The organism is Rhizobium sp. CB2179 (assembly GCF_057653455.1).
This window is the reverse complement of the sequence record NZ_CM172781.1, coordinates 64,900-84,464: the sequence shown is the minus strand read 5'-3', so window position 1 is coordinate 84,464 and position 19,565 is coordinate 64,900. Positions and strand designations below refer to the sequence as shown.

Annotated in this window: 22 protein-coding genes; 9 read left to right on the top strand and 13 right to left on the bottom strand. The window is 62.2% G+C overall.

Going from position 1 to position 19,565, the window contains the following annotated elements:
* Window positions 1-25: 25 nt before the first annotated feature.
* Together AC244Q_RS00435 and AC244Q_RS00430 are read right to left on the bottom strand one after the other, a co-directional pair.
* Window positions 26-745: an anti-sigma factor gene (locus tag AC244Q_RS00435; protein WP_012755828.1), complete on the bottom strand. Its 720-nt coding sequence runs from the start codon at window positions 743-745 to the stop codon at window positions 26-28.
* Window positions 742-1,281, bottom strand: coding sequence for a sigma-70 family RNA polymerase sigma factor (locus tag AC244Q_RS00430; RefSeq protein ID WP_012755827.1), 540 nt, complete (start codon window positions 1,279-1,281; stop codon window positions 742-744). Before AC244Q_RS00430 ends, AC244Q_RS00435 begins: the two co-directional genes overlap by 4 nt.
* A 143-nt stretch (window positions 1,282-1,424) precedes the next feature.
* Between AC244Q_RS00430 and argB the strand changes: the two genes are divergently transcribed.
* The gene (gene argB / locus AC244Q_RS00425; protein ID WP_017995894.1) at window positions 1,425-2,312 is read left to right on the top strand and encodes an acetylglutamate kinase; all 888 of its coding nucleotides are present in this window, start codon (window positions 1,425-1,427) and stop codon (window positions 2,310-2,312) included.
* A 69-nt stretch (window positions 2,313-2,381) separates the two neighbouring features.
* Window positions 2,382-3,530, top strand: a complete 1,149-nt coding sequence (locus tag AC244Q_RS00420) for an alpha-hydroxy acid oxidase (protein ID WP_029873874.1) — start codon at window positions 2,382-2,384, stop codon at window positions 3,528-3,530.
* Window positions 3,531-3,701: 171 nt separating this feature from the next.
* Here AC244Q_RS00420 and AC244Q_RS00415 read toward each other — a convergent pair whose 3' ends face one another.
* Complete coding sequence (locus AC244Q_RS00415; RefSeq protein WP_128407337.1) at window positions 3,702-4,472, bottom strand: isocitrate lyase/PEP mutase family protein; 771 nt, start codon at window positions 4,470-4,472, stop codon at window positions 3,702-3,704.
* Entirely contained in the window at window positions 4,469-5,545 is a 1,077-nt protein-coding gene (locus tag AC244Q_RS00410; protein WP_017995892.1) for a bifunctional transcriptional activator/DNA repair enzyme AdaA, read from the bottom strand. Before AC244Q_RS00410 ends, AC244Q_RS00415 begins: the two co-directional genes overlap by 4 nt.
* Window positions 5,546-5,647: 102 nt before the next feature.
* Between AC244Q_RS00410 and AC244Q_RS00405 the strand changes: the two genes are divergently transcribed.
* Together AC244Q_RS00405 and AC244Q_RS00400 are read left to right on the top strand one after the other, a co-directional pair.
* A complete protein-coding gene (locus AC244Q_RS00405; protein WP_128407336.1) occupies window positions 5,648-6,355 on the top strand; it encodes a pyrimidine 5'-nucleotidase in 708 nt (235 codons plus the stop codon).
* Window positions 6,356-6,459: 104 nt separating this feature from the next.
* Window positions 6,460-7,098 (top strand): EF-hand domain-containing protein, encoded by a 639-nt coding sequence (locus AC244Q_RS00400; RefSeq protein WP_128407335.1) that lies wholly within the window; start codon window positions 6,460-6,462, stop codon window positions 7,096-7,098.
* 86 nt (window positions 7,099-7,184) lie between these two features.
* On the opposite strand, the gene AC244Q_RS00395 is transcribed toward AC244Q_RS00400, so the two are convergent.
* Complete coding sequence (locus AC244Q_RS00395; RefSeq protein WP_128407334.1) at window positions 7,185-8,051, bottom strand: LOG family protein; 867 nt, start codon at window positions 8,049-8,051, stop codon at window positions 7,185-7,187.
* 192 nt (window positions 8,052-8,243) lie between these two features.
* Between AC244Q_RS00395 and dapD the strand changes: the two genes are divergently transcribed.
* The 3 genes from dapD to AC244Q_RS00380 all read left to right on the top strand — a co-directional run bounded on the left by dapD (window position 8,244) and on the right by AC244Q_RS00380 (window position 10,982).
* Entirely contained in the window at window positions 8,244-9,104 is an 861-nt protein-coding gene (gene dapD / locus AC244Q_RS00390) for a 2,3,4,5-tetrahydropyridine-2,6-dicarboxylate N-succinyltransferase (RefSeq protein WP_128407333.1), read from the top strand.
* A gap of 101 nt (window positions 9,105-9,205) precedes the next feature.
* Window positions 9,206-10,399 (top strand): succinyl-diaminopimelate desuccinylase, encoded by a 1,194-nt coding sequence (dapE, locus tag AC244Q_RS00385; RefSeq protein WP_128407332.1) that lies wholly within the window; start codon window positions 9,206-9,208, stop codon window positions 10,397-10,399.
* Window positions 10,386-10,982, top strand: a complete 597-nt coding sequence (locus AC244Q_RS00380) for a hypothetical protein (RefSeq protein WP_012755818.1) — start codon at window positions 10,386-10,388, stop codon at window positions 10,980-10,982. The genes dapE and AC244Q_RS00380 overlap by 14 nt, the downstream gene beginning before the upstream one ends.
* 6 nt (window positions 10,983-10,988) lie before the next feature.
* On the opposite strand, the gene truA is transcribed toward AC244Q_RS00380, so the two are convergent.
* From truA to AC244Q_RS00350, 6 genes are all read right to left on the bottom strand, one after another.
* Complete coding sequence (gene truA / locus AC244Q_RS00375; RefSeq protein ID WP_012755817.1) at window positions 10,989-11,807, bottom strand: tRNA pseudouridine(38-40) synthase TruA; 819 nt, start codon at window positions 11,805-11,807, stop codon at window positions 10,989-10,991.
* Window positions 11,807-12,742 (bottom strand): methionyl-tRNA formyltransferase, encoded by a 936-nt coding sequence (gene fmt, locus AC244Q_RS00370; RefSeq protein ID WP_012755816.1) that lies wholly within the window; start codon window positions 12,740-12,742, stop codon window positions 11,807-11,809. Before fmt ends, truA begins: the two co-directional genes overlap by 1 nt.
* A gap of 20 nt (window positions 12,743-12,762) precedes the next feature.
* Window positions 12,763-13,182, bottom strand: a complete 420-nt coding sequence (locus AC244Q_RS00365; protein WP_128407331.1) for a type II toxin-antitoxin system VapC family toxin — start codon at window positions 13,180-13,182, stop codon at window positions 12,763-12,765.
* The gene (locus AC244Q_RS00360) at window positions 13,179-13,439 is read right to left on the bottom strand and encodes a FitA-like ribbon-helix-helix domain-containing protein (RefSeq protein ID WP_012755814.1); all 261 of its coding nucleotides are present in this window, start codon (window positions 13,437-13,439) and stop codon (window positions 13,179-13,181) included. The genes AC244Q_RS00365 and AC244Q_RS00360 overlap by 4 nt, the downstream gene beginning before the upstream one ends.
* Window positions 13,440-13,504: 65 nt before the next feature.
* Window positions 13,505-14,020, bottom strand: a complete 516-nt coding sequence (gene def / locus AC244Q_RS00355) for a peptide deformylase (RefSeq protein ID WP_025392924.1) — start codon at window positions 14,018-14,020, stop codon at window positions 13,505-13,507.
* A 97-nt stretch (window positions 14,021-14,117) separates the two neighbouring features.
* Window positions 14,118-15,602, bottom strand: coding sequence for a globin-coupled sensor protein (locus AC244Q_RS00350; protein WP_128407330.1), 1,485 nt, complete (start codon window positions 15,600-15,602; stop codon window positions 14,118-14,120).
* A 206-nt stretch (window positions 15,603-15,808) separates the two neighbouring features.
* Between AC244Q_RS00350 and AC244Q_RS00345 the strand changes: the two genes are divergently transcribed.
* Entirely contained in the window at window positions 15,809-17,032 is a 1,224-nt protein-coding gene (locus AC244Q_RS00345; RefSeq protein ID WP_128407329.1) for a DNA recombination protein RmuC, read from the top strand.
* 80 nt (window positions 17,033-17,112) lie between these two features.
* Entirely contained in the window at window positions 17,113-18,012 is a 900-nt protein-coding gene (locus AC244Q_RS00340) for a ribokinase (RefSeq protein WP_113546444.1), read from the top strand.
* A 260-nt stretch (window positions 18,013-18,272) separates the two neighbouring features.
* Here AC244Q_RS00340 and ptsN read toward each other — a convergent pair whose 3' ends face one another.
* Both ptsN and hpf read right to left on the bottom strand, forming a co-directional pair.
* Window positions 18,273-18,737: a PTS IIA-like nitrogen regulatory protein PtsN gene (gene ptsN / locus AC244Q_RS00335; RefSeq protein WP_017995882.1), complete on the bottom strand. Its 465-nt coding sequence runs from the start codon at window positions 18,735-18,737 to the stop codon at window positions 18,273-18,275.
* Between the two features lie 70 nt (window positions 18,738-18,807).
* The gene (hpf, locus tag AC244Q_RS00330; protein ID WP_012755807.1) at window positions 18,808-19,383 is read right to left on the bottom strand and encodes a ribosome hibernation-promoting factor, HPF/YfiA family; all 576 of its coding nucleotides are present in this window, start codon (window positions 19,381-19,383) and stop codon (window positions 18,808-18,810) included.
* Between the last annotated feature and the right edge of the window lie 182 nt (window positions 19,384-19,565).

Here is a 19,565-nt window from a genome sequence, read left to right as displayed (position 1 = left end):
GAGACATGATTTATGGCCGAGACGGTTATGGTCGGTGCAGGGGACCGCTTGCGATCACCGGACCGGTCGCCTGGCCTGTCGGCGAACCGCCGAAGGGTTCGAGGCTGACGGCAAGCGTTGCGCCATCGGCGACCTGGCTGCGCAGATCGGCGGGGATGACAAGTTCACCGCTCTCGCCCGGCTGGAAGACGCCGAGCGATCTCGTCATGCCGCTGCCCGGTACCAGCCAGAGTTCCAGCGACTTCTCCTCCGGCTTGCCGGCGGCGACCGGCACGATCTTCAGCCGGCCGCTCTGCAGCTCATAGGAGGCGAGAAGATTGATGGTGCTGTTCTGGCCCGAAAGCGAGGCTACCAGTGGTGCCGGCCCCTGCGGCTCCGGCACCACGCCGGAGGCGAAGATGACAGCGCTGACGGCGACGACGATGCAGGCGAAGCTCAGCGAGCGCCAGAAAACGGCGGAATTCCAGAGCCCCTGCGAAAAGGATGGGGGCTTTTGGCCATCGCCGAACAGCCGTGCCTCGATCTGCTTGAAGGTTTCCCGGTTCGGAGCAACGCCTTCATACTCGTCGTTGAAGGCGGAGAGGTTGGTTTCCCAGCGGCTGACGATCGCAGCGAAGGGGCGGTCGTGGCGCATGCGCTCTTCCACCACCCGGCGATCCTGCAACGACAGGACGCCAAGCACATATTCGCCGGCGAGAACCTCGTCGCGGGAGCGGTCTCCCTTGCTTTTATCGGGCGATGTCATCGTTCCATGCACTCTCTCAGTTTCAAGAGGCTGCGCCTGAGCCAGGTCCGCATCGTGTTCAGCGGAATACCAAACTGATCGGCCAGTTCCTGATAGCTCAGCCCTTCGACATAAGCCCGTTTCACGGCGACCGCACGATCAGCTTCCAACTCTTCCATGCAGGTGTCAATCCGCCTTCCTTCATCCTTGGTCACCGTCTGCATTTCCGGGTCGGCTCCGGCATCGGCCAGATCATAGACCGTGTCCAATTCGTCGGCGACGGGCTTGCGCGCCCGCAGCGCATCGATCGACCGGTTGCGGGCAATTGCAGCCAGCCATGCCGAGGACGAACCCGAGGCGACGGAGAAGCTGCGAGCGCGTTGCCAGATGCTGATATAGGCTTCCTGCAGGGCTTCCTCGGCTTCCGTGCGATCCTTCAAGATACGCAGGCAGATCGAGAAAAGTTTCGGTCCGGTCTGATTGTAGAGGGCCACGAAAGCCCTGCGATCGCCGAGTGCGACGCGGCCGATCAGGTCTGCGATGTCATCGCCTTGCATGCCGTTCCTCATCTCAAGCTTACGTGCGCCAGACGGTAACGGCGTCCGGCTCCGCGCCAGATACGAAAAACTATTGCCCTCTGGATTATTCCCTCTGTCAGAAACTTGCGATAAAAGGCCGCGAACAATTCTGCGGGGTTCCCATGAACGAAACCGAAAGCGAAATGCAGGCACGGCTTCTGGCCAAGGCGCTGCCCTTCATGCAGCGCTACGAGAACAAGACGATTGTCGTGAAATATGGCGGCCACGCCATGGGCAATGCCGAGCTCGGCAAGGCCTTTGCCAGCGACATCGCGCTGTTGAAGCAATCGGGCGTCAACCCGATCGTCGTTCACGGCGGCGGCCCGCAGATCGGCGCCATGCTGAGCAAGATGGGCATCGAATCGAAATTCGAGGGCGGCCTTCGCGTCACCGACCAGAAAACGGTCGAGATCGTCGAAATGGTGCTCGCCGGCTCGATCAACAAGGAAATCGTCGCGCTCATCAATCAGACCGGCGAATGGGCGATCGGCCTTTGCGGCAAGGACGGCAACATGGTCTTCGCCGAAAAGGCGCGCAAGACCATCAAAGATCCGGATTCGAACATCGAGCGCGTGCTCGATCTCGGTTTCGTCGGCGAAGTGGTCGAGGTCGACCGGACGCTGCTCGATCTGCTTGCCCGCTCCGAGATGATCCCGGTCATCGCCCCCGTGGCGCCTGGCCGCGACGGCGCCACCTACAATATCAATGCAGATACCTTCGCCGGCGCCATTGCCGGTGCGCTGAACGCCACCCGGCTGCTGTTCCTGACCGATGTGCCGGGCGTGCTCGACAAGAACGGCCAGCTCATCAAGGAGCTTTCTGTCGCCGAAGCACATGCGCTGATCGCCGATGGCACGATTTCGGGCGGCATGATCCCCAAGGTCGAGACCTGCATCGATGCGATCAAGGCCGGCGTGCAGGGCGTCGTCATCCTGAACGGCAAGACCGCCCATTCCGTGCTGCTCGAGATCTTCACCGAGCACGGCGTCGGAACGCTGATCGTTCCCTGAACCAGGCTGCTCCCTTCACTTGCGAAGGGCGGATCTTCCTGACGCGGAAACAGGGTATCGAGGAAACAAATGCGCCTGACAGACTGCTATAACTTTCACGATTTCCGGCGCATGGCCAAACGGCGTCTTCCCGGACCGATATTCGACTATATTGACGGCGGTGCCGACGACGAGGTGACGTACCGGCGCAATACCGCGGCCTTCGAGGCCTGCGATCTGGTGCCCGACGTTTTGCGCGGTGTGGCCGATGTCGACATGTCGGTAACTGTCATGGGCCAGAAGCTCGCAATGCCGGTCTATTGCTCGCCGACGGCGTTGCAGCGGCTTTTTCACCACCAGGGGGAGCGGGCGGTCGCGGCGGCGGCGGCAAAACATGGCACGATGTTCGGCGTCTCCTCGCTCGGCACGATCAGCCTGGAGGAAGCCAGACAGATCAGCAACGGGCCGCAGGTCTATCAGTTCTATTTCCACAAGGACCGTGGCCTCAACCGCGAGATGATGGCGCGAGCGAAAAATGCCGGCGTGCAGGCGATGATGCTGACGGTCGACAGCATCACCGGCGGCAACCGCGAGCGCGACAAGCGCACGGGCTTTGCCATTCCCTTCAAGCTCAATCTTGCCGGCATGACCCAGTTCGCGATCAAGCCTTCCTGGGCGATCGACTGGCTGACGCATGAGCGCTTCCGGCTGCCGCAGCTCGAAAACCACGTCAAGATGGATGGCGGCGCGCTGTCGATCAGCCGATACTTCACCGAGATGCTGGACCCCTCGATGTCGTGGGACGACGTGGCGGAGATGGTGCGCGAATGGGGCGGGCCATTCTGCCTGAAGGGCATCATGTCGGTCGAAGACGCCAAGCGCGCGGCCGAGATCGGCTGCAGCGGCATCGTGCTTTCCAATCATGGCGGGCGCCAGCTCGACGGCTCGCGCAGCGCTTTCGACCAGTTGGCCGAGATCGTCGACGCCGTGGGCGACCGGATCGACGTGATGATGGATGGCGGCGTGCAGCGGGGAACGCATGTTCTTAAAGCGCTGTCGCTGGGGGCGAAGGCCGTCGGGCTCGGGCGATACTATCTCTTCCCGCTTGCCGCGGCCGGACAGCCCGGTGTCGAACGGGCGCTGGAGACGATGCGCACCGAGATCGAGCGCGGCATGAAGCTGATGGGCTGCACCTCGGTCAGCCAGCTCAGCCGGCGGAATCTGCGCTTCCGTTCCTGAGCGGAACGGGATTTCATTGCGGGCCGCAGCCTTTCGTACTAAAGCGCGTCGCGATCTTTCGGATTCGCTCGTCGCGCTTTAGCTTTTTGTTTTTACGCATGCCGTTGTCGCAAAACCGCCGCACACTTTTGCGCGACATGCTTTAGATCTGCGGCCCTCGGGCATTCGACGTCAGAGCAGGCTATAAATCGCCGCCGCCTCCTGTTTCAACTTTTCCATCATCGATCGGTAAGGCCCCGGACCATAACTGATGCGGCCGACGCCGAGCTTGGCGAGCGTCTTCACGTCAGGGGCGCCTGTCCGCATCATGATGTTGACCGGCAGCGGCGATGCGGCGCAGATCTTCTCGATCAAGGCGGGATCGATCAAGCCAGGAACGAAGAAGCCGCTGCCGCCGGCGGCCGCATAGGCCTTGCCCCGCTCGATCGCCTCTTCCACCAGACCGGCATGTTTGGAAAGATCGCTCTCCGCCAGGAAGAGATCGGTGCGAGCGTTGATGAAGAAGGGAATGCCCTCGCCTTCCGCCATGGCGCGAATGGCGCGGATGCGGGCCGCCTGCCTCTCGGCCGGATAAAGCCCGCCACCGCCGACCACCTGATCCTCGAAATTGATGCCGATAGCGCCGACCTCCACCAGCTTGGCGACGTTGGCGGCGGCACCCTCAGGCTCAGCCGAATAAGCGCCTTCGAAATCGACCGAAAGCGGCAGATCGACGACAGCGGTGATGGATTTTGCCGTGTCGACCAGCACCGACATCGGCAGCTTCTCGCCGTCGGCATAACCGTGGGCAGCGGCGACCGACCAGCTTCCTGTTGCAAGCGCCTTGGCGCCGGCATCGGTCACCGCCTTGGCCGTGCCGGCATCCCAGATATTGTAGAGAACAACCGGATCGCCCTTGCGGTGCAATGCGCCGAATGCCTTGGCCTTTTCGTTCTGATTCATGCCGTCTCCTCCACGTTAGGTGCTTGTGCTCTGATCTTCTCTTCATGCCGCAACAGCCATTGCTTGCGCCAGAGCCCGCCGCCATAGCCGGTCAGCGAACCATCCGCGCCGAGGATGCGATGGCAGGGTACGATGATGGCAAGCTGGTTGGCGCCATTGGCGCGGCCGACGGCACGCACAACCTCCGGCCTTTCCATCTCCCTTGCAAGATCGCCATAGGCGCGCGTCTGGCCGGCAGGGATATCCATGAGCTTCGCCCAAACGTGCTTTTCGAAGGGCGTGCCGCCAAGCGCCAATGGCGTCTTGAAGACGGTGAGCCGCCCTTCGAAATAATCCCGGATTTCTGCCTCGATCTGGTCGATCGCCGGCGTGCGGCCGATTGCGACCGAAGAGCGGACACGCTTCTGCAGTGCCTCGAGTTCGGTGGGCAGCGCTTTGCGGTCGTGGAATTCGAGAAGGTGCAGATGCGTCCGGTCGGCAACGGCCACCATCGGTCCGAGCGGCGTCTCGAACCAGTCGGCAAACAGAAGTTCACGGTTTTGCGACAGCGCCGGCGCCTTGCCGACGAGCCGCTGAAAAGCCGTCCGGAAACCACTTGGGGAGTCATATCCGGCCTCAAGCTGAGCATCGATAACGCGCGCGCCATCGGCCAGCTGCCGGGCCGCCTCGCCCAGTCGGCGATAGCGGACGATATCGTGGAAGGTCATGCCGAGCCCGCGTTTGAAGGCGCGGCGCACGGTCGAGGGATCGTGGCCCCGGCGCACAAGCTCATCCTCGCTCCAGCGCAACTGCGGCTCGCGGTCGAGCGCGGCAAGCAGCTCGTCGACGATCGGCTCCCTGCCCGGCTGCTCCAGCGGCCTGCAGCGCTGGCATGGGCGGAAGCCGGAATGCATGCAGGCGGCGATCGTATCGAAAAAGAGCGTGTTTTCCCGCTTCGGCTTGCGCGCCGGGCAGGTCAGGCGGCAGAAGATGCCTGTCGTCTTGACGCAGACATAGGCCTGGCCCTCATAATCGGCGCTGCGCGCGATCAGGGCATCATAGAGCGTATCGTCATTGGGGCGTTCGAAAAGCATGAGCGCTTTCTAGCATTCCGTGCCTGCGCCGTCCGCCGAAAATCGGGCGTCTATTCTTTCTTGCCGATTTCCTTGGCGGATAAGCCGTGCCATAAGACCGCCATGACCAAGATCGACCGTACGCCTGATAAAGCCGATTTCGAGCACGTCACCGACTGGGTCTTCGACCTCGACAACACGCTCTATCCGCATCATGTCAATCTCTTCGCGCAGATCGACAAGAACATGACCGCCTATGTCGCGGCGCTCTTGCAGATGGAGCGGGAAGAGGCGCGCAAGCTGCAGAAGCAATATTACCTCGACCATGGCACGACGCTGCAGGGCCTGATGATCCATCATGGCATCGACCCGAACGATTTCCTCGAAAAGGCGCATGCGATCGACTACACGGCGCTGACGCCGCAGCCGGAACTCGGCGAGGCGATCAAGGCGCTGCCGGGGCGCAAGTTCATCTTCACCAATGGCAGCGTCAAACATGCAGAGATGACGGCGGAGGCGCTCGGCATTCTCGAGCATTTCGACGACATTTTCGATATCGTCGCCGCCGACTACGTGCCGAAGCCGGCGCAGGCGACCTACGACAAGTTCATGGCGCTGAAGCGGGTCGAAACCACCAAGGCCGCCATGTTCGAAGATCTACCGCGCAACCTGACGGTGCCGAAGGCGCTCGGCATGCAGACTGTGCTGCTGGTGCCGCGCAATCTGGAAGAGACGGTCGTCGAATGGTGGGAAAAGACCAGCGGCGATGAGGATCACATCGATTTTGTCACCGACGACCTTGCCGCTTTTCTCGGCAAGATTACCGGCTGAAGCATTACCAAGTTTTCACTTAGCTTACCGATGTTTAACTGGGTCTTGCGGGCCTGCTGCCATAGCTTCTTTCGTGAGGGGACACCTTACGAAAGGCAAACACGATGTACCGCAACAAGCTGATACTGGCAGCGCTTTCCTCCACCCTCATCTTCGGCGCAGCCGCCGGAGCCGGCTATGCAGCGCCCGGTGACGGGCCGCGTCAGCACCCCGGCAGGCACGGTCCCATGCACGGTCCGGGGCCTGCCGCCTTCCGCGAAATCACCTATGTCCGCATGCTCAAGCAGTTCGACACCAACAAGGACGGACAGATCTCCAAGGACGAGGCGACCGCCGGCATCGACAAGATCTTCGCTGCGATCGACACCAACAAGGACGGCTCGCTGACCCCAGGCGAAATCGGCGCATACCAGAAAGCGCAGATGCAGGCGATTAGAGATCAGCGCAAGCAGGATGCCAGCAATAACAAGGATGCGAAGACCGCAGACGCGACGCCTGATAATAACGACCAGGGCCGGCCGCCTCAGGGTGGTCACGAGGGTCGTGACGGACATCGCTGGATGCGCCATGGCGGCAACATCATGCGTGCCTCGATCATGATGCACCGGGTCGACACCGACCAGAACGGCCAGATTTCCAAACAGGAAGCTGAAGCCGGCATGGACAAGCTGTTCACTCGGATGGACCGCAACAAGGACGGCGTCATCTCGATCGATGACATGCCGGACCGGCCACTTCTGTAAGGCCGAACGAGCCGATGTATCTCCACTCTTTCCCTGCTCCAGCGGGGAAAGAGTAGGAGATTCGTCGAAACGCCGCGTTCTGGCCCCTATTCGCGGTGTTCGTAGAAATCCTGGACGATCTTCCAAGCGGCTTCTGCCGTATCGACGAAGCTGATCAGCTTGACGTCGTCGGGCGCGATCGTGCCGAATTCGGCCAATGCCTCGAAATTGATAATGCTCCTCCAGAAGGTCTCGCCGAAAAGGATCAGCGGCAGGCGCTCCATGCGGCCGGTCTGGATCAGCGTCAGGCATTCGAAGAATTCGTCGAGCGTGCCGAAGCCGCCGGGAAAGACCGCGATCGCCTTGGCGCGCACCATGAAATGCATCTTGCGGATGGCGAAATAGTGGAAGTTGAAGCTGAGCTCCGGCGTCACATAGGCGTTCGGCGCCTGCTCATGCGGCAGCACGATGTTGAGGCCGATCGAAGGGGCGCCCTCGTCGGCCGCGCCGCGATTGCCGGCCTCCATCACGCCCGGCCCGCCGCCGGTGACGATGACATATTCGTGGAAATTGAAGGTGGCTGAATATTTCGAGCAGAGCCGGGCAAATTTGCGCGCCTCGTCATAATAGACCGAGGCCGCCTCCAGGTTGACGCGCTGGATATCGTTGCGGGCTGCCCAGGCGCTCTGGCCGGGGGCGGGAATGCGGGCGCCGCCGAACATGACGACGGTCGACTTGATGCCGCGTTCGGTCAGCATCATTTCCGTCTTCAACAGCTCCAGCTGCAGACGGATCGGCCGCAACTCCTCGCGGCAGAGGAAATCCTCGTCGACATAGGCCAGGCGGTAGGCAGGCGACATCGTTTGCGGCGTCTTCGGCACGGCTTCGGCGCGCTGCTTGTCGGTCGAACTGCTCTTCAGCGGGTCCCATACGCCATCCTTGCGCCTCGAACCGCCGTTTCGTCCCTTCGCCATGTCGAAATGCCTTTCGGTATTGCCGGCTACGAAGCCGGATATGTCGCTATAACGCCTTGAATCCAGGTATGATCTTGTCGGAAAAATCATTCCGTTCTACGGCTTCATGCTGTAGAGCAGGGTAAACCCCGCCAACCGCAATTCCGGAGACACCCCGTCTCCACGATAAAGATCGAAGTTTAAGGAATTCTCATGAGCGCCACCGACCTCGCATCCCTCGAAAAGATCATCGAATCCGCCTTCGACAATCGCGACAATGTGAACACGTCGACGAAGGGCGAGGTTCGCGATGCGGTCGAAGCAGCGCTCGATCTGCTCGATGCCGGCAAGGCCCGTGTCGCCGAACGCTCCGCCGACGGCGCCTGGACGGTCAATCAGTGGCTGAAGAAGGCCGTGCTCTTGTCCTTCCGCCTCAACGACATGGACGTGGTGAAGGGCGGCTCGGGCAACTCGACCTGGTGGGACAAGGTTCCCTCGAAGTTCGAAAACTGGGGCGAGAACCATTTCCGCGCCGCCGGCTTCCGTGCCGTGCCGAACTGCGTCGTGCGCCGCTCGGCCTATGTCGCCCCGAACGCGATCCTGATGCCCTCCTTCGTCAATCTCGGCGCCTATGTCGGCGAAGGCACGATGGTCGATACCTGGGCGACGGTCGGCTCCTGTGCGCAGATCGGCAAGCACGTGCATCTCTCCGGCGGTGTCGGCATCGGCGGCGTGTTGGAGCCGATGCAGGCGGGCCCGACGATCATTGAGGACAATTGCTTCATCGGCGCCCGTTCCGAGGTGGTCGAAGGCTGCATCATCCGCGAAGGCTCGGTGCTCGGCATGGGCGTCTTTATCGGCAAGTCGACCAAGATCGTCGACCGCGCCACCGGCGAGGTGAGCTACGGCGAAGTGCCGCCCTATTCCGTCGTCGTCGCCGGCTCAATGCCGTCGGGTAATGCGACGATGGGCAACGGCCAGCCGGCGCCGCATCTCTACTGCGCCGTCATCGTCAAGCGCGTCGATGAAAAGACCCGCTCGAAGACCGGCATCAACGAGCTGCTCAGAGATTGATGACACCGGGACATTGATCCGGTAAACAGACGGCGTCTTTTTACGCGAGGCGGCCCCGCCTTGCCATGTCTTTGCCATTCCCGCCGGATAGTTCGACCGCCATGACCGCTACCGACCCCGTCGCCAATCTCCAGACGCTGATTCGCTGCCCGTCCGTGACGCCCGCCGAAGGCGGCGCGCTCACGGCGCTGGAGGCGATGCTTGCGCCGCTCGACTTTGCGGTCGACAGGGTGAAGGCGAGCGAAGAGGGAACACCCGAGATCGAAAACCTCTATGCCCGCCTCGGCAAGGACGGCCCGCATCTGATGTTTGCCGGCCATACCGATGTCGTGCCGGTCGGCGACGAAGCCGCCTGGACGCATCCACCGTTTGAGGCCCAGATTTCGAAGGGCGAGCTTTTCGGCCGCGGCGCCGTCGACATGAAGGGCGGCATCGCCTGTTTCGTCGCCGCCGTCGCCCGGCATATCGAGAAAAACGGGCCGCCCAACGGCTCCATTTCCTTTTTGATCACCGGCGACGAAGAGGGCCCGGCGATCAACGGCACGATCAAGCTGCTGCAATGGGCGGCCGAGCGCGGCGAGCGCTGGGATGCCTGCCTTGTCGGCGAGCCGACCAATCCGGACAGGCTCGGCGACATGATCAAGATCGGCCGGCGCGGCTCGCTGTCGGGTAAAATCACCGTGCACGGCGTGCAGGGCCATGCCGCCTATCCGCATCTTGCCGACAATCCGGTGCGCGGCATGCTGCAGCTGACGCAGGCGCTGATGGACCCGCTGTTTGACGCCGGCACCGGCGATTTCCAGCCTTCGAACCTCGAAGTGACCACGGTCGACGTCGGCAACCCGGCGACCAACGTCATTCCGGCCAAGGCATCGGCAAGCTTCAACATCCGCTTCAACGATAGCTGGACCGTCGAAACGCTGCGGGCCGAAATCCTGCGCCGTCTGGAAGCCGCCGCCGGCAACGGCGCATTGCGGCCGGGCCGCGATCCGGTGGCCTATGATATCGTCTGGGCCGACCGGCCGAGCCATGTCTTCCTGACGCGCAACAATGCGCTGATCGCCTCACTGTCTTCAGCCGTCGAAAGTGTTGCCGGCCAGTCGCCGCGGCTTTCGACCACCGGCGGCACATCGGATGCGCGCTTCATCAAGGATTATTGCCCGGTCGTCGAGTTCGGCCTCGTTGGCCAGACCATGCACATGGTCGACGAGCGCGTCGCTGTCGCTGATCTGGAGACGCTGACGGCAATCTACGAAACTTTCATCGCCCGCTGGTTCGCCAATGCCGGGCTTTAGGGAGGTTCAATATTACCTGGCCGGCCTCTGGCTGCTGATCCGGCTGGATCCGCGCGGCTTCCGCTACCTCGATATGTCCGAGCGCGGCGTCAATCGCTCGTTCTGGGCGATGCTCTGGTGCCTGCCGCCGATGGGTATTTCCTGGCTCTGGTGGCGGCAGGCCTTCCTGCGGTCGATGCCGCCGGAAGCCGATGTCGATTTTCCCTTCTATATCAGGCTCGGCCTCGTCGAGGTCGCCAACTGGTTCGTGCCGCTGGTCTTTGCAGGGGTTCTGCTGCTTGCCTTCCGGATGGGCGAGCGTTTCGCGCCCGTCGTCGTCAGCGTCAACTGGCTCGGCGTGCCGCTCTCCTATATCAACGGGCTGCTGCTGGCGCTGGTGTTCTTCCTGCCTGGATCCATCGGCCTCGTCTCGCTGCTGCTGCTCGCCTTCATGCTGGCGCAGGTCTTCGTGCTGGCCCGCATTATCCGGATGATCTGCCACGGTCACGCGCTGATGACCGGGGCGCTGACACTGGTGCTGCTCGTGCCATCGATGATCCTTTCGGAATATCTGCAGCACTTCCTCGGCATCTATCCCGTCTGACCAAGTTTACGAGGGATCGTCAGCATCCCCGTCATTGGCATCGGTATCGGTGACCGGCCTTCGGCGATCGGGGATCACGTCGGGATAATCCACCTGCATGAAATAGAGCCCGTCCGGCGGCGCCACTGGGCCGCAGGCCTTGCGGTCGCGCGCTTCAAGCGCCGCCTCGACATCATCAGGCGTCCATTTGCCTTCGCCGGCGAGCTTCAGCGTGCCGGCGAAGGAGCGGATCTGGTTGTGAAGAAAACTCTGCGCCGTGGCGCGGATCTCGATCAGTTCGCCGTTGCGCGTCACATCCAGCCGGTCGAGGGTGCGCACCGGGCTGTTTGCCTGGCAATGGGCGGCGCGGAAGGTGGAGAAATCGTGCTTGCCGACCAGCCTCTGGGCGGCGGCATGCATGACCTCGTGGTCGAGCACCTTCGGCACCCACCAGGCCTTGCCGGCTTCGAGCGCCAGCGGCGCCCGGCGGCTGACGATGCGATAGAGGTAATGGCGCCGCAGCGCCGAAAAACGGGCATCGAAGAACTCGGGAGCCGCCTCGACCTCGAGAATGGAGACCCGCTCGCCGGCGAGCCTCAGATGCGCGTTCAAGGCATTCTGCAACTGGTAGGGCGACCACTCCTTCGAAAGATCGGCATGGATCACCTGCCCCATGGCGTGGACGCCGGAATCGGTACGGCCCGCGCCGCGCACCAAGACCGTCTCACCGGTCAGCGACAGCACCGCCGCCTCGATCGCGCCCTGCACCGAGTGGCCGTTTTCCTGCCGCTGCCAGCCGACATAGGGGCCGCCGTCATATTCGACGGTCATGCGGAAACGCGGCATCAGGTGAGCCTCGTGCCCGCCGCAAGCGGCGTGCCCCTGAGGAAATCGGCCGCCGCCAGCGGCTTGCCGCCGGCCTTCTGCAGCCTGGTCAGCCGCAGCGCGCCCGAGCCGCAGGCGATCACGAGATCGTCCGTCAGCAATAGCCCGGCAGCACCCTGCCCTTCAGCCAGCTCGGACGCCAGCACCTTGACCCGCTCCGGCTTGCCGCCGATTTCGAGCTCGAACCAGGCACCCGGAAACGGCGCCAGGCCGCGAATGTGATTGTGCACGTCGCCGGCGTTCCTGGAAAAATCGATGCGCGTCTCGGCCTTGTCGATCTTGGCCGCATAGAGCACGCCGTCTTCCGGCTGCGGCGTCAGCGGCAGGTCGTTCATTTCGAGTTTCACCATGGCTTCCGCCATCGCCTTGGCGCCCACGAGCATCAGCCGGTCGTGCAACTCGCCAGCCGTCATGTTCGGGCCGATCTCGACCTCGCGGGTGAGTGCCACGGCGCCGGTATCCAGACCCTTGTCCATCTTCATCACCATCATGCCGGTCTTTGCGTCGCCGGCCATGATCGCCCGCTGGATGGGTGCCGCACCGCGCCAGCGCGGTAGCAGCGAGGCATGACCGTTGTAGCAGCCATCGCGGGTGCCGTTCAAAATCGCCTCCGGCAGCAGCAACCCGTAGGCAACGACGACGCCGACATCGGCATTCAAGCCACGAAACCTCTCGCGCTCCTCGGGGTCCTTAAAATTGACCGGGGTAAAGACCGGCAGGCCGAGCAGTTCGGCGGCCTGATGCACCGGCGATTTCTGCAGATCGAGGCCGCGCCGCCCGCCCGGCCGCGGCGGCTGCGTATAGACCGCAACGATCCTGTGGCCGGCATCGACGAGCAGGCGCAGGGTCGGAACCGAGAACTCCGGCGTTCCCATGAAGATGATGCGAAGAGACATTTTATCTCGCCAATTGAGGATCAACCGTCTTCAAACGGGTTTACGAGCTTGAGATCAAGCCCTTCGAAATCTCTGGTGTTGCGGGTCGCAAGCGTCGCGCCGTTTGCAAGGCAGATGGCGGCAATCATGGCATCCTTGGTTTCCATCGGCCGTCCCGCCTTTCTACGCTCGGCCGCCAGCAGGCCGTAGCGATGCGCTGCACTGAGGGCAAAACCGAGTATGCGGCCGGCAAATTCAGACTCGATCCGGTTGAAGTCGGACACCAGTGCTGTCTTTCGCCTGCCATCATCAAGGAGTTCAAGACCGTAACGCATTTCCGCGACGGCAATCGTCGTCAGGAAAAGCGTCTCGACGTCATAGGCGTCCAGCCAGTTCAATATCCGATCGCTGTAGATCCTCCCCTGCATTTCTGAAATCACATTCGTATCGAGAACGATCATGTGTCGAAACGCGGCGGTTCACGGTCCCGTTCATGGCGGGATGCGGCAATGGCCTCCACCTCATCTTCGCTCAATCTTTCCTCACTCATCAGGGAACGCAGGCGCTGCCCGGCGGAATCCCTCGAGCGCTCCACCGCAATCTGTCGGCGCATGATTTCAATCGCCTCTTCCGAAAGGCTGCGGCCGTTGCGTTGTGCGCTTTCCTGAAGCTGCCGCTTCATCGCATCCGGAACGTCTCGAATAAGCAAGTCGCCCAATTCGGCACCTCCATCATGATATCAGTGATATCATAGTGCGTCGCCGGTGGATTTTCAACGCAGTGTCAGAGCGCCTTCGACTTCGCCGCCTTGGTGAATTTCTTGATCACCATCTCCCGCTTCAGCCGCGAGATGTAATCGATGAACAGCACGCCGTTCAGGTGGTCGATCTCGTGCTGCAGGCAGGTGGCGAGCAGGCCGTCGGCTTCCACGGTCTGTTCCTTGCCGTTCCGGTCGAGATATTTGACCGAGACGACGGCCGGGCGCTCCACCTCGGCATAATAATCCGGAATCGAAAGACAGCCTTCCTCATAGACGGAGCGCTCGTCGGAGGATTTGACGATCTCCGGGTTGATGAAGACCTGCGGCTGCTTTTCCTCGCCCTCGCGAGCGATGTCGATGACGAGCATGCGGCGCGGCACGCCGATCTGGATGGCAGCGAGGCCGATGCCCGGCGCGTCATACATGGTTTCCAGCATATCGTCGGCAAGACGCTGCAGGTCGGAATCCACCCGCTCGATCGGCTTCGACAGCTGGCGGAGAACGGGATCGGGAAGAATGATGAGTGGCTTGATGGTCATGGCGTTCCCATAACCCATCTTTTCCGACTATGGAATTATCCGGCAGCCGGGGAATACGCTTTTTTGCATCCCCGCCTGGAATTTCGCCATATTCGCCTCAGGCCGCCCGGCGGGCAGCACCGGCAGAACGGCCTTCCGGCCGGGCACGGAAGCGCTGCAGCAGCTCGATCAGGGTCTCCACCTCGTCCTTGAGCCGGCGGGTTTCCGCCGAAGAGTGCTCGACCATGTCCGAATTCTGCTGGGTGATTGCACCCATGTTGCGGACGGCGAGGCTGACCTCGTTGACGCCGGTCGCCTGATCACGGGCGGCGGCGGCGATATCGGCGACGAAACGGTTGATGATGTCGATGCGGCTGATCATGTCGTTCAGCGCCTCGCCGGTGCTGGAAACGATGCCGACACCCTGATTGACCTGGGTCGAGCTCTGCGAGATCAGGTTCTTGATCTCCTTGGCTGCTTCCACGGTGCGCTGGGCGAGCTGGCGGACTTCCTGGGCGACGACGGCAAAACCCTTGCCGGCATCGCCGGCACGGGCCGCCTCGACACCGGCGTTTAGCGCCAGCAGATTGGTCTGGAAGGCGATCTCATCGATGACGCCGATGATCTTGGTGATCCCGGTCGAGGATTTCTCGATGCCGGCCATCGCCGAGACGGCGCTGGTGACGAGCTCGCCGGAGTTCTTCGCCTTCTGCTGTGTCTCGCGCACGGCCTCCGACGCCTTCTCGGCATTGGCGGCCGTCTGGCCGACGCTGACGGACAGCTGCTGCAGCGCGGCCGAGCTCTCCTCGACGCCTGCCGCCTGCTGGGCGGTGCGCAGTGCCAGATCGTTGGTCGCGTTGGAAATGACGTCGGCGCCGGTCTTGATATGGCCGGAGGTCTCGCGCACGGAGGCGAAGGATTGGCGAAGGGCGCTGACGGCGCGATTGTAGTCCTCGGCCATCTGCCAGAAATTGCCCGGCAGGTCGGACGGCAAAGTAGCTTCGAGATCGCCGTTCGACAACGCTTCCAGACCGCGGCGCAGCTGCTCCAGCGCGATCGCCTGGTCGGATTGGGCCTCAGCGCGCTGCTCTTCCAAGGCGCGGTGCTTTGCTTCAAGCACCTCGAGATAGACCGAGATGGAATAATCCATGTCGAGCATGCCTGATTTGACGACCGCCGACAGCTTCTCGGCCAGCAGCTTGCCTTGCTGGCGCGCGAAGAACGAAGGCCACTGCTTTTCCACGATGCCCTTGACGAGTTCGGACATGACGATGGCGTAACCGCCGATAGACCAGCGCGGTTCCAGCCCCATGCGCTCATGCATGCGGCCGACGGTGGTCACGCCGTCGACATAGCTCTCGTCGAACGTGCCGCCAGTAAGATTGACCCAATGATCCTGCTGACGCTTTTTGGCATGGCCCAGTTGGGACTTGTCGGCGACAGCGGGGGTCTTGGCCATCTTGGCGTAGAATTTATCGAGGGCGCCGCCGATCAGCTCTGAGATGACAGGGCGCAGATCCCGCATCGACTTGCGCGCCGTTTCATCCAGCTCGATGAAATCGAGGCGCTGCCTGAGGGCATTGTCGGTCTGCTGGGCGGTCATGGGGATCTCTGTACTTGGCGCGACGCGCGCGGGAGGGGATTTCAGCGCCGCAGGTTTTGGCCAATATGGTTGAGCAATCGTTAAGCCGCGGCGACATTTCTTTTCGGTGGACGCGGAAGAGCAACGGCTTGCGAAGATATTGAGGATCGTCCACTCTGTTCACGTTTTGATCTATAAATCGGCGCTTCTTCTGTTATGCTTGCGGCATGACCGTCCATTCCGAATCGCTCGCCCTTTCCCTTGCCTCGATCAGCCCGGCCATGCTGGCGCTTGTCGGCGGGTGTCTCGCCGTCCTCGTCCTGCTGGTGATCGTGCTTCTGCTGCGCGCCGCCGGCCTTCGCCGCGAGCAGGCGGAGGAAGCGAACTTTCGTGCTCAGGAAAACGAAGCGCGCATGGCCGAGCTTTTGAAAATCCAGGCAGAGATGCAGGGCCGCATCGCGGCGATGACGGAGGTCTTCGGCGCGCGGCAGAGCGAACTCAACCAGACGATCAGCCAACGCCTCGACGGCATGTCGCAGCGAGTCAGCTCGACGATCACCGAGCAGACCAAATCGACGCATGAGAACCTGCAGCGGCTGCAGGAGCGGCTGGCGGTCATCGATGCCGCGCAGAACAATATCCAGACGCTCGCCAAGGATGTCGTCGGGCTGCAGGCCATTCTGTCCAACAAGCAGACGCGCGGCGCCTTCGGCCAGTCGAGAATGGAAACGATCGTCGCCGACGGTCTGCCGATGGGCGCCTACGCCTTCCAGCAGACGCTGTCCAACGGTTCGCGGCCGGACTGCACGATCCGCATGCCGAACGGCGCGCCGCCGCTGGTGATCGACGCAAAATTTCCGCTCGAAGCCTGGAACGCGATCCGCGACGCCGGCAGCCCCGAGGCCGGCAAGATCGCCAGCCAGCAATTCCGCCGCGACATGGAGGTCCATATAAGGGACATTTCGGAGAAATATCTGATCCAGGGGGAAACCCAGGATACGGCCTTTCTCTTCGTGCCGTCCGAATCGATCTTCGCCGAGATCCACGAGCACTTCGAGCCGGTGGTGCAGAAGGCGCACCGCGCACGCATCGTCATCGTCTCACCGTCGCTGCTGATGCTGTCGATCCAGGTCATTCAGGCCGTGCTCAAGGATCAGCGCATGCGGGCGCAGGCGCATCTGATCCAGGGCGAAGTGGCGATCCTGATGGACGATCTCAGCCGCCTGGACGAGCGGGTGCGCAAATTGCAGGGCCATTTCGCCATGGCGCAGAAGGATATCGACATGGTGGTCACATCAGCCGACAAGCTCACCAGGCGCGGCGCCAGGATCGAAGCGCTGGAATTCGAGGCCGGCGGCGATGCCAAGCCTGCCCGCGACAGCGAAGCCGCAGCCAAATCGGTGGAGAGCCGCACTGGTCTTCTGAAGCTGCGGGTGGTTGACGAGGAGTGACCGCTTCGGGCAGTGTCGCGCCCGCATGAAACAGTAGGAGCATGATGTCGTCAGCATGCTCCAGAAGACGGGACACATTCATGATCACAGTTTTCGGGTCCATCAACATGGATCTCATCGCCACGACCGAGCGCCTGCCGAAGCCCGGCGAGACGGTGGCTGGCAACGGCTTTGCCACGGCCGCCGGCGGCAAGGGCGCCAACCAGGCGCTGGCAGCGCGCCGCGCCGGCCGGTACGTGCATATGGCCGGCGCCGTCGGCAAGGATGCTTTCGCTGCGGAAGCGCTCGCCCTACTTGATGATGCGGGCACCGACCTTTCTCTGATCAACAATGTCGACGGCCCCACCGGCACGGCGCTGATCCTCGTCGGCGGCGACGGCGAAAACATGATCGCCGTCGTTCCCGGCGCCAATGGCCAGCTCACACCTGCCGATGCCGAGACGGCAATCGGCCGCATGAACGAAGGCGATATCCTGATGCTTCAGCTCGAAGTGCCGGCTGCCGCCGTCGAGCGCGCGCTGTCGGCGGCCCGCGCCAAGGGCGTCACCAGCATCCTCAACCTTGCGCCGCTGATCCCCGATGCGCCGCGTCTCGGCCGGCTCGCCGATATCGTCATTGCCAACGAGACCGAGTTCGAGCGGCTCGCCGGACAAGAGGGCATGGACGCACAAGCGCGCGAGGCAGCCCTCGTGCGCCTGCATGCGGAGACGGGCCAGACGCTGATCGTGACGCTCGGTGCCGACGGGGTCATCGCCATTCGCGACGGGTCGATTTCTAGGGCGCAGGGTCTCAAGATCCAACCTGTCGATACGGTCGGTGCGGGAGACACTTTCTGCGGCTATTTCGCCGCCAGCCTCGACGACGGCCTCGATTTTGTCTCGGCGCTGCGCCGTGCGGCAGTTGCCGGTTCGCTTGCCTGCCTCAAGGCCGGAGCGCAACCGTCGATCCCCTTGAGCGAGGAAGTCGCAGACAGGATATAAATCTTGAAGGATAGACGGCGACAAGCGCCGATGTGCTGTCTCATATAGTGATGGGACCGCGGAGACTGTGGCTTGATCGGTCAACGCGGTGCCGGCAGCCCCTTCGCCTCGCGCGAGTGCCCCGTCGCTCCGTTGCCTCATCGCGTGGATCCGCTGCCGTAGCGCAGGACAGCTGGGAAGAGTTCTGATCGTTCAGCCCCTCATAATGCAAAAGGCGCCTGGGAAATCAGGCGCCTTTGCATTTCGGGGATTAATGCCGCTCAGGCAGCGTTCGACGTCTGCTCTTCGTTGAGGAAGGCATAGATCGCCGAGGCGGAATCGGTGGCGCGCAGCTTGGCGACCAGATCGTGATCACGCAGCACGCGGGCGATACGCGACAGAGCCTTGAGATGATCGGCGCCCGCGCCCTCCGGCGCAAGCAGCAGGAACACGAGATCAACAGGCTGGTCGTCCAGCGCCTCGAAATCGACCGGCTGCTCCAGCCGGGCGAAGATGCCGACGATCGAATGGATGTTTCCCAGCTTGCCGTGGGGAATGGCTATGCCGTTGCCGACTCCGGTCGAGCCCAGGCGTTCGCGCTGCAGGATGACGTCGAAGATCTCCCGTTCGGAAAGCCCGGTGATCCTGGAGGCTCTTGCAGCCAATTCCTGAAGCAACTGTTTCTTGGAATTTACTCTGAGGGCGGGAATGATCGCATCCTGATGGAGCAAATCTGCCAATGCCATTTCTTTTTCCTTCTGTCGCCGGGATCAAATGCAAGGAGCGGCGGCAATACCGCCGCTCACCACCCTGATCTCAGCCTTTGATACTGGCTGAATCGATCCAGCCAATATTTCCGTCGTGCCGACGGTAAACGATGTTCAGATGTTCCTTGCCGGGGCTGCGGAACAGGAGAAGCGGCTCGTCGGTCATGTCGAGCGCCATCACTGCGGTGGCGACCGACATGGTCTTCAGCTGCTTCGTGCTTTCAGCGACGATCGCCGGAGCGAAATCGTCAGCGATTTCATCATCGTGATCAGGAACGGAATCCATAACCGTGTAGGAGACCTCTGCAAAACCATTCAGATGGTTTCCGGCGTGATGGTCCTTCAGCTTGCGCTTGTAACGCCGCAGCCGTTTTTCGATCCGCTGGGAGGCGGCGTCGAAAGCCAATTGCGGGTCGGTCGCCTCGCCGGCCGCATGCAGCACCACCCCGCTGTCGAGATGAAGCTTGCAATCCGCCGAGTAACGAGAACTCGCCTTTTCCACGGTCACCTGGCCGGAATATCCCCCGTCGAAGTATTTCGTGATGGCCATACCAATTTGGTCCTCGATCCTTTGACGGAAAGATTCACCAATTTCCATATGTTTCCCGGATACACGCACACTCATGGAGTTTCCCTTCTTATGGTCGTTTGCGGGTATCAGTTTACGCCAAGCCTCAGGTTCATCCAAGCACTTCGCACAATCTCAAGCAAGATCGGCTTAGGCCTGCGGGTCCTTAGTGCCCTTCTGATGCTGGGGATAACTCCAGACGCCGTTCACGGCATCGATTGCGGCGGGCTTCTAGCCAG